16 protein-coding genes are annotated in these 13,714 nt (G+C 54.9%); 8 read left to right on the top strand and 8 right to left on the bottom strand.

Annotated features, from left to right (window positions below):
• Nucleotides 1-546 carry a periplasmic heavy metal sensor gene (locus AB1F12_RS11465; protein ID WP_368184469.1) on the top strand — a complete coding sequence of 182 codons (546 nt, stop codon included), beginning with the start codon at nucleotides 1-3 and terminating at the stop codon, nucleotides 544-546.
• On the opposite strand, the gene AB1F12_RS11460 is transcribed toward AB1F12_RS11465, so the two are convergent.
• Nucleotides 535-1,932 carry a diguanylate cyclase gene (locus AB1F12_RS11460; RefSeq protein WP_368184468.1) on the bottom strand — a complete coding sequence of 466 codons (1,398 nt, stop codon included), beginning with the start codon at nucleotides 1,930-1,932 and terminating at the stop codon, nucleotides 535-537. The genes AB1F12_RS11465 and AB1F12_RS11460 overlap by 12 nt on opposite strands.
• Before the next feature lie 92 nt (nucleotides 1,933-2,024).
• On the opposite strand from AB1F12_RS11460, the gene AB1F12_RS11455 reads away from it, so the two are divergent.
• The 4 genes from AB1F12_RS11455 (at nucleotide 2,025) to AB1F12_RS11440 (ending at nucleotide 6,108) form a co-directional block, all read left to right on the top strand.
• Nucleotides 2,025-2,303 carry a DUF3572 domain-containing protein gene (locus AB1F12_RS11455; RefSeq protein WP_368184467.1) on the top strand — a complete coding sequence of 93 codons (279 nt, stop codon included), beginning with the start codon at nucleotides 2,025-2,027 and terminating at the stop codon, nucleotides 2,301-2,303.
• Nucleotides 2,304-2,377: 74 nt separating this feature from the next.
• Nucleotides 2,378-3,157, top strand: coding sequence for an HAD family hydrolase (locus AB1F12_RS11450; protein WP_368184465.1), 780 nt, complete (start codon nucleotides 2,378-2,380; stop codon nucleotides 3,155-3,157).
• Nucleotides 3,158-3,238: 81 nt separating this feature from the next.
• The gene (locus AB1F12_RS11445; protein ID WP_368184464.1) at nucleotides 3,239-4,840 is read left to right on the top strand and encodes a trimethylamine methyltransferase family protein; all 1,602 of its coding nucleotides are present in this window, start codon (nucleotides 3,239-3,241) and stop codon (nucleotides 4,838-4,840) included.
• Between the two features lie 164 nt (nucleotides 4,841-5,004).
• Nucleotides 5,005-6,108, top strand: a complete 1,104-nt coding sequence (locus tag AB1F12_RS11440) for a GNAT family N-acetyltransferase (RefSeq protein ID WP_368184462.1) — start codon at nucleotides 5,005-5,007, stop codon at nucleotides 6,106-6,108.
• A gap of 11 nt (nucleotides 6,109-6,119) precedes the next feature.
• Here the strand turns inward: AB1F12_RS11440 and AB1F12_RS11435 are convergent, their stop codons facing one another.
• Nucleotides 6,120-7,091: a zinc ABC transporter substrate-binding protein gene (locus AB1F12_RS11435; RefSeq protein ID WP_368184461.1), complete on the bottom strand. Its 972-nt coding sequence runs from the start codon at nucleotides 7,089-7,091 to the stop codon at nucleotides 6,120-6,122.
• A 107-nt stretch (nucleotides 7,092-7,198) separates the two neighbouring features.
• On the opposite strand from AB1F12_RS11435, the gene AB1F12_RS11430 reads away from it, so the two are divergent.
• From AB1F12_RS11430 to AB1F12_RS11420, 3 genes are read left to right on the top strand one after another with little or no spacing between them, the layout of a single operon-like run.
• Complete coding sequence (locus tag AB1F12_RS11430; protein ID WP_368184459.1) at nucleotides 7,199-7,687, top strand: transcriptional repressor; 489 nt, start codon at nucleotides 7,199-7,201, stop codon at nucleotides 7,685-7,687.
• Nucleotides 7,678-8,463: an ATP-binding cassette domain-containing protein gene (locus AB1F12_RS11425; RefSeq protein WP_368184458.1), complete on the top strand. Its 786-nt coding sequence runs from the start codon at nucleotides 7,678-7,680 to the stop codon at nucleotides 8,461-8,463. The genes AB1F12_RS11430 and AB1F12_RS11425 overlap by 10 nt, the downstream gene beginning before the upstream one ends.
• Nucleotides 8,463-9,248, top strand: a complete 786-nt coding sequence (locus AB1F12_RS11420) for a metal ABC transporter permease (RefSeq protein WP_368184456.1) — start codon at nucleotides 8,463-8,465, stop codon at nucleotides 9,246-9,248. Before AB1F12_RS11425 ends, AB1F12_RS11420 begins: the two co-directional genes overlap by 1 nt.
• Nucleotides 9,249-9,287: 39 nt before the next feature.
• Here AB1F12_RS11420 and dtd read toward each other — a convergent pair whose 3' ends face one another.
• Genes dtd through AB1F12_RS11390 form a run of 6 tightly spaced genes read right to left on the bottom strand, consistent with a single transcriptional unit; the run spans nucleotide 9,288 to nucleotide 13,714 of the window.
• Nucleotides 9,288-9,725 carry a D-aminoacyl-tRNA deacylase gene (dtd, locus tag AB1F12_RS11415; RefSeq protein ID WP_368184454.1) on the bottom strand — a complete coding sequence of 146 codons (438 nt, stop codon included), beginning with the start codon at nucleotides 9,723-9,725 and terminating at the stop codon, nucleotides 9,288-9,290.
• Nucleotides 9,722-10,624, bottom strand: a complete 903-nt coding sequence (locus tag AB1F12_RS11410; protein WP_368184452.1) for a carbohydrate kinase — start codon at nucleotides 10,622-10,624, stop codon at nucleotides 9,722-9,724. The genes dtd and AB1F12_RS11410 overlap by 4 nt, the downstream gene beginning before the upstream one ends.
• Nucleotides 10,625-10,675: 51 nt before the next feature.
• Nucleotides 10,676-11,794, bottom strand: coding sequence for a primosomal protein N' (replication factor Y) - superfamily II helicase (locus AB1F12_RS11405; protein WP_368184451.1), 1,119 nt, complete (start codon nucleotides 11,792-11,794; stop codon nucleotides 10,676-10,678).
• A 35-nt stretch (nucleotides 11,795-11,829) separates the two neighbouring features.
• Entirely contained in the window at nucleotides 11,830-12,159 is a 330-nt protein-coding gene (locus AB1F12_RS11400; protein WP_368184450.1) for a hypothetical protein, read from the bottom strand.
• Between the two features lie 24 nt (nucleotides 12,160-12,183).
• Complete coding sequence (locus AB1F12_RS11395; RefSeq protein ID WP_368184448.1) at nucleotides 12,184-13,308, bottom strand: SPFH domain-containing protein; 1,125 nt, start codon at nucleotides 13,306-13,308, stop codon at nucleotides 12,184-12,186.
• Nucleotides 13,309-13,330: 22 nt separating this feature from the next.
• Complete coding sequence (locus tag AB1F12_RS11390; protein WP_368184447.1) at nucleotides 13,331-13,714, bottom strand: lysozyme inhibitor LprI family protein; 384 nt, start codon at nucleotides 13,712-13,714, stop codon at nucleotides 13,331-13,333.

Genomic DNA, 13,714 nt, shown 5'->3' with positions numbered 1-13,714 from the left:
ATGACGTCTGAAAACATGCAGTCAAACACGACTAACCCCAAAAAATCGATCAGCCGCGCCACACGTATTTTGCTGGTTGTATCACTGGCACTGAACCTGTTGGTGGGCGGGGTGATTGTTGGCGCGGTCCTGTCTGGCAAAGCGGGCGGTCCGCCCCGGTTTGACCTGAACCTCGGCCCATATGTGCGTGCCTTAGCGCCTGAACAGCGTCGTCAGATCGGAGAAGCGCTGCGGGGGCGGGATGATTTGCGCCCCTTGGGGCCGCGGGAACGCCGGATCAACAAAACCGCATTCATCGCAGCGCTGAATGCGGATCCATTTGATGCAACCGTGATCGAGGATCAATTGTCAGATCAACGTAATCGAACCACCCGGTTGGTCGATGCGGGGCAGGCGGCTTTGGTCGATATTATTCGCAATATGACCGCAGAAGAACGCAGCGCATTTGCCGATCGTTTGGACCGGGCGTTTCGGGATATTCAGCGCGATAATCGGCACCACAGCCCAGCGGATCGCAGCGATTCCAGATCACAATCAGGCGGCTGAGAGCGAAATATTCACCATATTGCGGCCCGATGATTTCGCCTGATACAGCGCGGCATCGGCCCGATCAAACACCCGCTCGACCTCTCCGTTATCCATGGAATCTGGCCCACCAAGCGCCACACCAATCGACATTGTCACCGGCAGAGTGATCTGACGATCTGGAATATCAAACGCGGTTTGACCGATCAATTCCCGCAAACGTTCCGCGGCTTGACGGGCTTGGCTGGGGCTGGTGTCAGGCATCGCAACCAAGAACTCTTCTCCGCCGATGCGAGCCAAGAGGTCAATCGCCCGCAGATTTTCGGCCAATCGCTGAGCAACCATTGTCAACACATGGTCCCCAGCTGCGTGTCCATATGTGTCATTGATGGATTTGAAATGGTCGATATCCAACACCATCATCGCAAAATTGCGCCCGGTTTCACGGCTGATTTCCGCCATGCGGGTCAGATGTGGAACCGCGTAGCGCCGGTTATACAGACCCGTTAACGGGTCGGTCACCGCAGCCTTTAACCCATCGCGCACAGTGTCACGCAGGCGATCCTGTTGCTGTTTTCGTGCGAGCAGAGTGTGAATTCGCAATACCAATTCGCGAACGGTGACCTGTCCGGCGACCAGATCATTGGCGCCAATATCCAGTACCATTGCCGCTGTACCTTCGGTTTCGTCGGGCAAAATAACCAATTGCGCAGCATGTCGGGTTTCGGTGCGCGTGCGCAGCTCGGACACCAATCGATAGACGTCATTGCCAAACCGGTTCTGTTCCACGCCTACGCCGTCAATGACAAACACGTCGGGTACATTGGTCAACAATTCCCCGCTCAGCACTTTGTCCATAGTGTAAAATTCGCACCGATGACCCAATTCTGCCTCGATCGCGGATAGCCGTTTGCGATTGCCCGTTAATGACGGAGTTACAATCGCAATTTTCCCCGCCGGAACAAAGGTTTCGGCCTGCTCAGCAAAGCCAAGCGCGCGGTGGGTATCTTCGCGCATTTTCAATTCAGCTGCCGCGTCACGGCTGCGCAACAGGCTGCGAATGCGCGCCTGCAACATCACATCATGGACCGGTTTGTTCAAAATGTCGTCTGCGCCAGATTCCAAGGCCGCTAACCGAAACGTTGATGCAGGGAAGGATCCCAAAACAACAATAGGAATCGCCGCCGTTTCCGGACTGGATTTTAACGCGCTGAACCAGACAAATGCCTCATCCTGCTGATCCGCAATATCGATCAGGATCAAATCAGGGCGGTCATCCACCACTTTTTGTTGTGCCTCTTGCAGCGAAGCGCAGGGTACGACTTCATATTGTGCGGCCAAGAGTTTAACCTTGAGCACAATACGGTTCGTTGCAACGCTATCGACAATCAAAATACGCGCCGACATAAGAGTTTCCTTCCATGAGCCGAAACCCGTTCCCAAATCCAATTTGTGGCTTAATGGTTAAAAAACAGTTTCCGTAGGAGTAAGCTTTCCTGATGAATGGTTCACGAGCAGAAGAAATCGCGATTATGGCCTTGGCATGGGTCGCGCAGAACGAAGAATTGTGCCCGGTCTTTCTTGGATCGACGGGGGCCGCCGCAGATGAGATTCGGACAATGGCGGGCGATCCGGCCTTCCTGGGTTCAGTATTAGAGTTTCTGACAATGGATGATGCGTGGATTGTGGCGTTCTGCGATCAGCACAATCTGGACTATGATCAGCCACTGCGCGCGCGTTATGCATTGCCCGGCGCACAGCAGATTCATTGGACCTAAATCGGGCCAGACCCGGTTTGAAGTCCTTGCCAATTGGTTAATTCTGACCGCTATCTGCGCAAACATTCACATAGATGACTGGTTGCCTAACCACTTTTGGCTCAACGGGTTGTGCGGAAAATCCGGTTTCCATTCCCAACAAAGAAAGCGAAGCGATGACATTTAGCGGGATCGTGTTTGACAAAGACGGAACGTTGTTTGATTTCAACGCAACTTGGGGGGCTTGGACCGCTGGGATGCTGGCCGATTTGGGGCAGGGCGACCAAACCCGGATTTCGGCACTGGCTGACGCGCTGGGATATGATCCAGAGCAACAGGTGTTTTTTCCAGACAGCATCGTTGTGGCCCATACGGCGGATGAAATTGCAGATGCCTTGATCGGGGTTCTTGAGGATGTTGATCATGCGGACTTGGTCGCGATCATGGATGAAATGGCCGCAAATGCGCCTCAGGTTGAGGCCACAGATTTGAGAGAATTTGTCGCGCAATTGCAGCGTCGAAATATTAAAATCGGTGTGGCAACCAACGATTCAGAAGCCCCAGCACGGACGCATCTAAAAGAGGCAGGAATTGAGGATGCATTTGATTTCATTGCGGGTTTTGATTCAGGATGGGGCGGAAAGCCAGAGCCGGGCCAGTTATTTGGGTTTTGTGAGACCCTAAAATTAGACCCAAAAACCTGCGCGATGGTAGGGGACAGTTTACATGACCTAAAGGCCGGGCGGGCCGCGGGGATGTTCACGATTGGTGTGCTCACCGGAGTGGCGGATCACGACACATTGGCCCCATGGGCGGATTTAGTTTTGCCATCCATTGCGGACCTGCCGGGTTGGTTGGATCAGCAATCGGGATGATCCGTTTCCGACAAACGATGTCGCAAAAGGTGCGGCAATCCGTTCCGGCGGGGGCCAAGCTATAGGAACAAGGAGATTTCTATGGCTGATATATCCCCCCCGGCCCGTCCTGATGGCGCCCGTTCTGATGGCACACGTCCGGCACGGCGCAGATCTGGCGGCCGTGCTGCAAACACCGCCAAGCGAAGCACAGCGGTGAGCCAGCAAATGCCATGGCGCATCCCCGTGAATTACGATTCACCCACCGAACCGCTGCGACCAGAGGCTGTCGAGGCGGTGCATAATGGGGCCATGCGCATTCTCGAAGAAATCGGGATCGAGTTTCTGCATGACGAAAGCTTGGACTTGTTTCGCAAAGCGGGCTGCAAAGTTGACGGCACAAATGTTAAAATGGACCGCGAATGGGTCGTGGAAATGATCGGTCGCGCGCCGGATCAATTCACCATGACACCGCGCAACCCAGAAAAAGCGATCCCCGTCGGCGGCCACCATATTCTGTTTGGGAACGTGTCGTCACCGCCAAATTATTTCGACCTAGAACTGGGCAAAAAGGTATCTGGCACCCGCGAACATTGTGCCAACCTATTGAAACTAACACAGCATTTTAACTGCATACATTTTGCTGGTGGCTATCCGGTTGAACCCGTGGATATCCATGCCTCGGTGCGGCATCTGGATGTGTTATTTGATAAACTGACGCTCACCGACAAAGTTGTACATGCCTATTCTCTGGGGCAGGAACGTGTCGAAGACGTTATGGAAATGGTTAAAATCGCTGGCGGGCTGAGCGAAGAAGAGTTTCAGGCCAAGCCGCGCATGTACACCAATATCAATTCGACCTCGCCGTTAAAACATGACGCGCCAATGATGGACGGATTGCTACGTCTGGCGCGTCGCGGTCAGGCCGTGATGGTGACTCCGTTCACGTTGGCAGGGGCCATGGCGCCGGTGACCATGACGGGGGCTGTCACGTTGTCGTTGGCGGAATCCCTGTCTGCGCTGGCGTTGGTGCAATGGGTCGCCCCCGGTGTGCCCAGCGTCATCGGGACGTTTACATCAAACGTCGATATGAAATCCGGGGCCCCTGCCTTTGGAACGCCGGAATATATGCGCGCAACGCAAATGACCGGGCAGATGGCGCGTTTTTACGGGTTGCCCATGCGCGGGTCAGGGGTCTGTGCGGCAAATGTACCCGACGGGCAGGCCATGTGGGAAACGTCAAATTCATTGTGGTCGGCGGTGCAGTCACGCACGAACATCGTGTATCACGCGGCCGGTTGGTTAGAAGGCGGGTTGATCGCAAGCCCTGAAAAATTCGTGATGGATTGCGAAGTTATTCAGATGATTCAACGCTATATGGAACCAGTGTTATGGGATGCATCCGATGAGTCAATCGCGTTCGAGGCCATTCAGGAAGTCGGCCCCAATGGGCATTACTTTGGGATCGAACATACCCAACAACGGTATGAAGAGGCGTTTTATCAGCCCATGGTCAGTGACTGGCGCAATTACGAAGCGTTTGAAGCGGCCGGATCGATTTGGACGGCGCAGCGAGCCCATCAGGTCTATCGCGACATCATCGACAACTTTACGCCGCCGCCAATGGACATCGCGATCAAGGATCAATTGGCGGATTTTGTTGCGCGTCGCAAAGCAGAAGGCGGTGCACCCACCGATTTTTAAGCCTTAGATGAACCAACCTCGCCATATCGCACGCGCCCCAAAACCGTATGGAACCAGCGGGGGTAACATGCCTATGGGGGGCGAATGGCCTGACAAGGTATGGATTTCAGGCCTGCCAATTTACCGTCGCCCCCCGTAATACGGGATCAAAGCGAAGGTGCGCGATGAGCTTGGAACTGCGAGAGGGTGATTTTGAAGCGTTTTTCGAAGCGCCTTTTGCCGCCTATGGGCACGCATCCCCCTATGTGTCGCCGTTAAAATCGGATTTGAAACGGTTTTTGGCCCCCTCTAATCCACTGTTTTCTGGGGCCAGCAAACTGACCTATTGGACCGCACATAAAAACGGCAGGGTTCTGGGGCGGATCACGGCGCATATTCATCACGAAAGCAACGAATGCCATCACGAACTGCGTGGGTGTTTTGGCTATTTCGATTGTGTTGATGACAAGGAGGTCGCGCAGGCTTTGCTGCAGCAAGCCGAAGACTGGTGTCGCGCCCAAGGGATGACAAGGATCGCGGGCAATTTTAATCTGACGGCAATGCAACAAATTGGGGTGGTCACCGATTTCTTTCAAAATGAGCCTTATACAGACCAAATCTGGTCCCCGCCGTATTTGCAGACATTGCTGGACAAATGCGGCTATCAGGCGGTTTTTCCGATGACCACGTTTGAGGTTGATCTAACGGCGGTTGCGCCACTGAAACCCGGGCCCAAACATCAAGCGATCATGGATGATCCGGCATTTTCGTTTGTTCCCATCACACGCAAAAACATCGCCGCCCGGATCGAAGACGCCCGCGAGATATTGAATGCCTCGTTTCAAAAAAACCCGATGTTTGTCCCTGTCAGCAAAACAGAATTTGCGTTTCAGGCCAAAGACATGAAGTGGATTTTGGACCCGCGCATATCCACCATGTTGACCTATCAGGACAAACCCGCAGCCTGCGTGATCTGCATTCCGGATGTGAACCCGTTTTTGCGTGCGATCCGGTCCCGGTTGGGGTGGATGCTGCCTTGGCATTTTTTGAAACATCGGTTTTTCAACAAACGCGCTGTGGTGATTTTTGTCGGCGTGATGCCGGACTTGCAAAATTTGGGTGTGGCGCCGGTGATGCTGCGCCACATGATCCGGTCTTTGCAAAAGGCGGGATATGAAAAAATGGCAAATACTTGGATTGCGGATGAAAACCCCGCCAGCCTTGCCCAAGCGCAAAAGGTAGGCGGGGTGCCGCTTCATCGGTTGCATCTGTTTGAAAAGATGCTGTGATAGCGCTTCTCCTAAGAGTTTGACGTCAAGCAGGATTGGAATTGTTGCGCCATTTGGGTCAAAATTGCCGGGTATAAATCGGGGCCAAGCTCGGTTTGCGTGCCACCGCTCAGCGCATCAATTTCAAACAGTTTTGCATCGGTGCCTTCTGCAATCAATGCGGCCCATTCAGGATTGGTTTGCGGATCGGTCATCACACATGTGACCTGATGCTCTGCAAGTTCATCGCGCAGTTCAGACAAATGGGCAGGGCCGGGTGTGGCAGCATCTGACAATGTGATCGCACCAATCGCATGAAGATCAAACCGCTGTTCAAAATACTGATATCCGTCATGTGACACGACAAAATCCGTGGCGGTAAAGGGGGCCAAATCGGCCGTGATCTGGGCAGATAATTCGTTCAACATCTGAGCGGCCTGATCCGCATTTTGCAAATAGGTTTCGGCGTTATCAGGATCAGTTTCCGCCAGAACCTGTGCAATCTGCCCAAGCCATGCAACCGCCACCATTGGGTCGAGCCAAGCATGGGGATCTATTGACCCATGATCGTGATCGTCATGCCCGTGGTCATCGTGGTCATCGTGGTCATCGTGGTCATCGTGGTCATCGTGATGCTCGCCATCTTCTGACTTCCAGAAATGCGACATGTCCCGCAACGGCAAGCTGGGCCAATCACCCAATTCGACCAATTCAACCGTGGCCGCATTGCCCGCCAATGTTTCGATTGGTGCCTCTAGCCAAGGTGTCAGCCCATGACCGACCCAAACCACAACATCCGCATCCGACAACATGTTTGCATCAGACGGGCGCATCGAAAAATCATGCGGTGACGCGCCGGGCGGCAGCAAAAGCTCTGGCGTTCCAACGCCTTGCATGACCATAGCGGTCAACGAATGGATCGGGGCGATGTCGGTGACAACCTGAGGTGCCTCCGCAAATGAGGGCGTCGCAGCAAAGGCGAGAAGGAGGGTTTTTTTGATCATGGTCCGTTACTTTATAACATTGACACCGGTAGCTATGTGATAACATAACGTGCCGTCAATAACAAAAATCACATCACCACAGAGACGGCTTTTGGTTGGGACGAAAAATGCGTGAAACATCCATTGAGTTTAGCGAACATGATCATGGCGATTGTAAAACGTCGGCGTTGATGGCGGCTGAACAGGCCTGTGCCCTGCGTGGTCTTCAATTCACGCCCGTGCGCCGTTGTGCGTTGGAAATTCTACTGGAAAATCACAAAGCTCTGGGGGCCTATGATGTTTTGGCACGTCTGGGCCAAGAAGGGTTTGGCGACAAACCCCCGGTGGCCTATCGCGCGCTCAGTTTTTTGACCGAAAACGGATTTGCCCATCGGATTGAACGGTTGAATGCGTTTGTGGCCTGTGCCCATTCCGGGCAAATGCACCGCCCCGGTTTTCTGATCTGTCGCGTTTGCCGGGACGTGGCCGAGGTCGAAACCGCTGGGGCAGGGACGTTTGACGATCAGGCGCTAAAAACCGGATTCCATCTAGAAGAGGTGATCGTGGAAGCGATTGGAACATGTCCCGCCTGCACACAGGAAACCCAATGCGTCTGATCACAACAAAAAACGTCGGGGTGCGTCATGGATCGCTGGCCGCGCTAGACGATGTGGATTTTCACATCGATGCCGGTGAAATTGTCACCATTGTTGGGCCAAACGGGTCCGGAAAATCGACGTTGATGCGGGTGCTGTTGGGGGCGATCCGGCCCGATTCTGGCAGTGTCACGCGCAAGGCAGGCCTAAAAATCGGGTATGTGCCGCAAAAACTGCATATCGATCAAACGCTTCCGATTTCGGTGCGGCGGTTTTTGGATCTGCCCAAACGAACCAGCACAAAGGCCGCGCAAAAGGCCCTGTCAGAGGCAGGGGCAGACGGGTTGGAAAAACGGCAGATGTCCGCATTGTCGGGCGGGCAGTTTCAGCGCGTATTGCTGGCCCGCGCTATTTTGTCGAAACCCGATATTCTGATTTTGGACGAAGCCACCCAAGGCTTGGACCAACCAGGGTCAGCCGCGTTTTACCAACGTATCGAAGATATGCGAAATCAGCTGGGATGTGCCGTGTTGATGGTCAGTCATGAACTGCACGTCGTCATGAGCGCCAGCGACCGTGTGATTTGCTTGAATGGGCATGTCTGCTGCGCGGGCACCCCCGAAGTCGTTTCTGCAGCGCCCGCTTATCGCGAACTGTTTGGCACTGGGACGGGCGGGGCCCTGGCGCTTTATCGGCATGACCACGACCATTCCCACGGTGGCGACACCCAAAGCCATGTGCATAGCGCAACCTGTGGCCATTCCCATGACGATCCCCAAATCAAAGAGGCGCAGTAATGCTGGACGATTTTTTAGTGCGCGCTGCCTTGGCTGCGCTGGGAACGTCGTTGGCGGCCTCTTTGTTGGGGTGTTTTGTGCTGTGGCGGCGCATGGCGTATTTCGGAGACGCCACCGCCCATGCCGCGATATTGGGTGTCGCGGTGTCATTGGCCTTTTCGATGTCCGTGTTTGTCGGGGTGATCGCGATTGCCCTGTTGATGGGGCTGGCGCTGTTTTTCCTTGAGTTGCAAGGGCGTGAAACCAACACCGTTTTGGGCGTATTGTCCCATTCAGGGTTGGCTGCTGGTTTGGTCGCCGTGGCGCTGATCCCGGGGATGCGCGTGGATCTGGATGCCTATTTATTTGGGGATGTGTTGACCGTTGGACGCGCTGATCTGGTGGTGATTTGGGGGGGGGCCGCGCTGGTTGTTGCGGTGCTGACATGGCAATGGCAGGCTTTGTTGACCTCAACGGTGAACCGGGATTTGGCCATGGCCGCCGGGATCAATCCGCACCGCGAACAGCTGATCCTTACGCTGCTGTTGGCATTGGTCGTTGCGGTCGCCATCAAAGTTGTCGGGGCGTTGTTGATCACCGCCCTGTTGATCATTCCCGCCGCAACCGCGCGTGGCATCACCCGCAGCCCAGAAGCAATGGCGGTTCTGTCTGGCCTCTGCGGTGCGATTGCTGCACTTGGTGGATTACAGATTGCGATTTGGGCGAATACGCCGGTGGGGCCAACCATTGTGTGCACCGCTGCGGGGCTATTTGCGATGTCTTTGATTATGCCGCGTCCATCGTAACGGGGCCGACTGCACATACCGGAGTTTGTGCCTCGTCAACTACAGTTCAATGGACACTGTGACCGGGCCATCATTCAGCAGCCGCACCTGCATATCGGCCCCAAACGCGCTGGTTTCGACAGGGATTTGAAGGCTGCGCATTTCGGTGCAAAATGCCTCATAGGCTTGTTTTCCCACATCCGGTCGGGCGGCTGCGGAAAATCCGGGGCGGTTGCCGCGGGACGTATCAGCGGCCAAAGTGAACTGGCTGACAATCAGCGCGCTGCCCCCGATATCCATCAGAGATTTGTTCATTTTTCCGGACTCATCTTTGAAGATGCGCAACTTACTGATTTTAGCAGCCATTTTCGCCGGTAAATCCGGGCTGTCCCCATCCATGGCGCAGACCAAAATCAACAGACCGGGGCCGATTTCACCAATAATGGTGCCATCCACCGTGACCGAGGCGTTGCTAACGCGTTGGATCAGCGCCCTCATAGTTCGGTGGCCCAAGGCGGGTTTGCCCCGGCGCGGCTCACGGTGATTGCGGCCGCTTTGGCACCATAGGCCAACGCCGTGGTCAATGTGGTTTCTGACAGGGTGGCAATGCCGGATTTGGTCAATGCGCCGCTCTTGTGCAAACTGGCCAATAGGCCGGCGTTAAACGTGTCACCTGCGCCAACTGTGTCGGCCACCTCAACCTTGTTGGCGGGCACAAAAACGTCCATGTCATTGGTCAGGCCGCGCACCCCTTTGGCACCTTCGGTCATGCAAACCAGCTTTATTCCCATATCCAATAACGCGCTTGGATCGGTGTCGCCCGTGATCCATTCCAGATCCTCATCGGATACTTTGACGATGTCCGCCACGCTGAGCATCCGCGTCAACCGGGCACGATAGGCGGGTTCGTCTTTTATGAAACTGGGGCGGATATTTGGGTCCAACATCACCGCGCTTGTCGGGGCAGATCGCAACATCAGGGTTTCATAGGTTGCCCCGCACGGGTCGCCAACTAATGAAATGCCACCAAAAAACAAGGCCTGCGCGTTCACATTTGGCAACTCGTCCGGCGCCACCATGCGCCCGGCGGTGTTTTCGTCATAAAACGCATATGTGGCCTGTCCATCGACCAATTTGACAAAGGCCAATGTCGTGGGGCGGCTGGATGTATGAACCGGGGTTGCATCCACTTGGGACGCCGCCAAGGCATCGCGCAACATATCACCGAACAGATCGTCGCTGAGCCCGGAAAAGAACGAAACCGGCGCGCCCAAACGCCCCAAAGCCACGGATGTGTTGAACACAGCGCCGCCCGGATATGGGGCAAATGCGGCTTCGCCCGCTTGGGTTTGCCGCGGCAACATATCAATCAGCGCCTCACCACAACATAAGATCATGCCACTCTCCCTTTTGAGGTGCTGTTAGCGCAAACATGCCTGTATTTCAAGCTATTGTTGCTGCGCCAATACATAGCCAATGCCCCCAGCCACCAAGAGACCCAACAGAACCGCAAAGGCGATTTTCCAGGCCGACCACGGGCGTTCGCCCTGTACCCGTCCCGTGCGGCCGTTGACCACAAACCGATAGGTTTTTCCGCGGTATTTATAGGCCGCCATCCAGACCGGAAGCAGGATATGTTTGAACGTGATATCCTTGATTTCGGTATCGACGTTGCGAACGCGCTGGGCATCGCCACCAATGTCAAATTTGACGTCCCGGTGGATTTGGCGATCCATGATGTTGCGGGCCTCGGCAAACCCGTCTTCTAGGGTGACTTGGTAGCCTTCAGCGCGAAAACCCGCCAAATATTCCGGTTGATAGGGCTCCAATTCGGTCAGATCCCAAGGTTCCAACCCGTCCGTGTATTTTTTCGGCAGACTGCGCGACGCCAGAACCAGAACATCATCAAAAAACCGCGCAACCCGGCCCGTCACAGACCGCCAGCGGGTTTTGCGCACGCGCACGGTTTGTTTTTTACCATTTCGCGTGACGGTTTTTGTTTCATAATAATGGGTGCCGCGCTGGCCGGAATAGTCCGATTTTGTATCCGCATCAAACGTCCAATACGGCACATAAATCCCAGACAAAGCTCGCCCTTTGCGGGCATATTCCTGCAAACCACCGGGCGCGAACCACAAACGGCCCAACCAGTTGGTCATGGCGTCGCGGGCCTGCTCTTCTGTTAGGCCAAAAGGCAGCAAACCCTTAGGTTTAATCTGACGGTGCGTGCCCGTATCGGTCACAACAGGGGTCGCGCAAAACGGGCATTCCGCCGCGTGAATTGTCTGGTCAAATTCCGTCGATGCCCCACAACTGGGGCAAGTGACAACGCGGGTTTCTTCTATTTCGGTGTCCGGCAGCGCGTTGTTCAGCGCCGTTTTGAAATCCAATTCGCGCAGGCTGCCACCGGTCCATGGGCCGTCCGGGTCCATCGCACCTTGATTGCCGCAATGGTCGCAAATCAGTTGGTTTTTGGCGGGATCAAACCGAAAATCGGAACCGCATTGATCACAGGGAAACCGGTGTTCATCTGTTGGGGCGGGCAGGTCTTCTGGGTAGTCCGACATTGGGTGATCCGGTATTTGATAGGAATTAAAACGGGTTAGGTCAGGGGGTTGTGCAGGTCTTTGAACCGTTCCTCAAGCAAAGGAACCAATTCAAGCAGCCAAGTATCGCGCGCCACCATGCCCGACGACATCCCCCCATTTTCGCGATAAAAAGCCGGGACAGGGATATGGGCGGGCGCGGTTTGTAAATTCATCCCGATGATGTCGTTGATCAGCTGGTGCAATCGCGCCTTAAAATCGCTGATATCAGACGGATCGGGATGGGTGGTGAAATGGTCCTTTAAGGCATCCCATAGCAACGGATCGCCCCGCAGGCCCCATCTAGGGCCTGCCGCGCCGCCCGTTTGGGCGAAAATCCGTTCCATGGCGTCGCCCGGACGCTGCAACGATCAGACCCCCGGAGGTGGCGGGGGGGGCATGATCGTAAACAATTGCGCCAGTTCGATAACGTCTTCGGCTTTTTTCCAACCGTCTTGGCCTTGGGTCCAGACAAACGTTGCGCGGCTCAGGCTGCCATTGCCGACCATTTCTGCCAGTCGGGCCTTGGAAAATGGGCCTTTGGTTTCGCCATTTTCCGCGATGTGCCAGACATGTTCAACGGGCGGAGGCGGAGGTGCCATTGGCGCGACGGCGGCCTGTTGTTGGGGGGCATTTTGCGCGCTGTTCTGGGCCCAAGGGGTCATCGCCTGCGCCATGCCCATCCCCATTGCTGCGCCCATGCCCATGCCCATAGCATCGCCAGCAGCACCGCCATTGCCCATGGATTCTGCGGCTTTCCATTTCATATGATCGTCCAGATTGCCGGCAATCCCACGGGATGTGCGATCATCCAGCGCCTTTTCCACCGCGGGGGGCAGCGAAATGTTTTCGATATATAGCTCGGGGATCGACAGGCCATATTGAGCAATTACCGGGTCAATCGCGGATGCCACCAATTTGCCAACCTCACCGGTATTGGCGGCCATATCCAACACAGGAATACCTGATTTCGCGATCGCACGGGAAAATTCCTGAACGATGATGTTGCGGATCTGATAGCTGATTTCGTCGCGGGTAAATTCACCGTCTGTGCCGACAATCTCGGTCAGGAATTTGGCTGGATCGGTGACCTTGATTGTATAGGTCCCAAAGGCGCGGATCCGCACGGGCCCAAATTCAAGATCCCGCAGCATGATCGGGTTTTTGGTGCCCCATTTCAGATCAGAAAACCGTGTCGTGTTGACGTAATAGATTTCCGATTTAAACGGGCTTTTGAAACCATGATCCCAATGTTGCAGGGTGGTCATGATCGGCATGTTGTTGGTTTCCAACATATAAAGCCCGGGCGTGAACACATCGGCCAGTTGGCCTTCGTGCACAAACACAGCCGCCTGACCTTCGCGGACGGTCAGTTTTGCACCGTATTTGATTTCATGTGCTTCGCGTTCAAACCGCCACACCATCGTGTCCCGGCTGTCGTCCGTCCAATGAATGACGTCGATGAATTCGCCAGAAAGAAAGTCAAAAATGCCCATGGGTCGTCTCCTTCGGGTGGTGTCAATATTCGTTCAGGCGGCTGGTTGCACAGCCTACCGAACGGCATTCAGTAATCCGCGCCTGAAGCCAATCGGCCCGCGCGCGGGTTTGGGACAGCGCGCAATTTACATTCACGGTGGTTGGCCCGGTCATACATGTGCGATCGCGCATTGAAATCCAGTTGCGTTGCGATGTGCGCAGGGTGTTTGTCTGGCTGCTGGACAAATGGCCGCGCAAGGTCTGGTAATTTGCGTTCAACCGGGCATCTTCGCCCAGATAGACTTTGGAAAAACAATAAACACTGTCAAACCCGGTCAGGTTTGGCTGGTCACAATTATCCGCCAGCACAGCGGATGGCAGCATCAGTCCGAGCCCAAAAATCGCAGCTCTGAGATGTGATTTCAT

Origin of the sequence: Aestuariibius sp. HNIBRBA575, assembly GCF_040932005.1 — a bacterium.
Classification (GTDB): Bacteria; Pseudomonadota; Alphaproteobacteria; order Rhodobacterales; family Rhodobacteraceae; genus CANLNM01.
The sequence above is the reverse complement of the archived record's forward strand: the minus strand, read 5'-3'. Positions and strand labels throughout refer to the sequence as shown.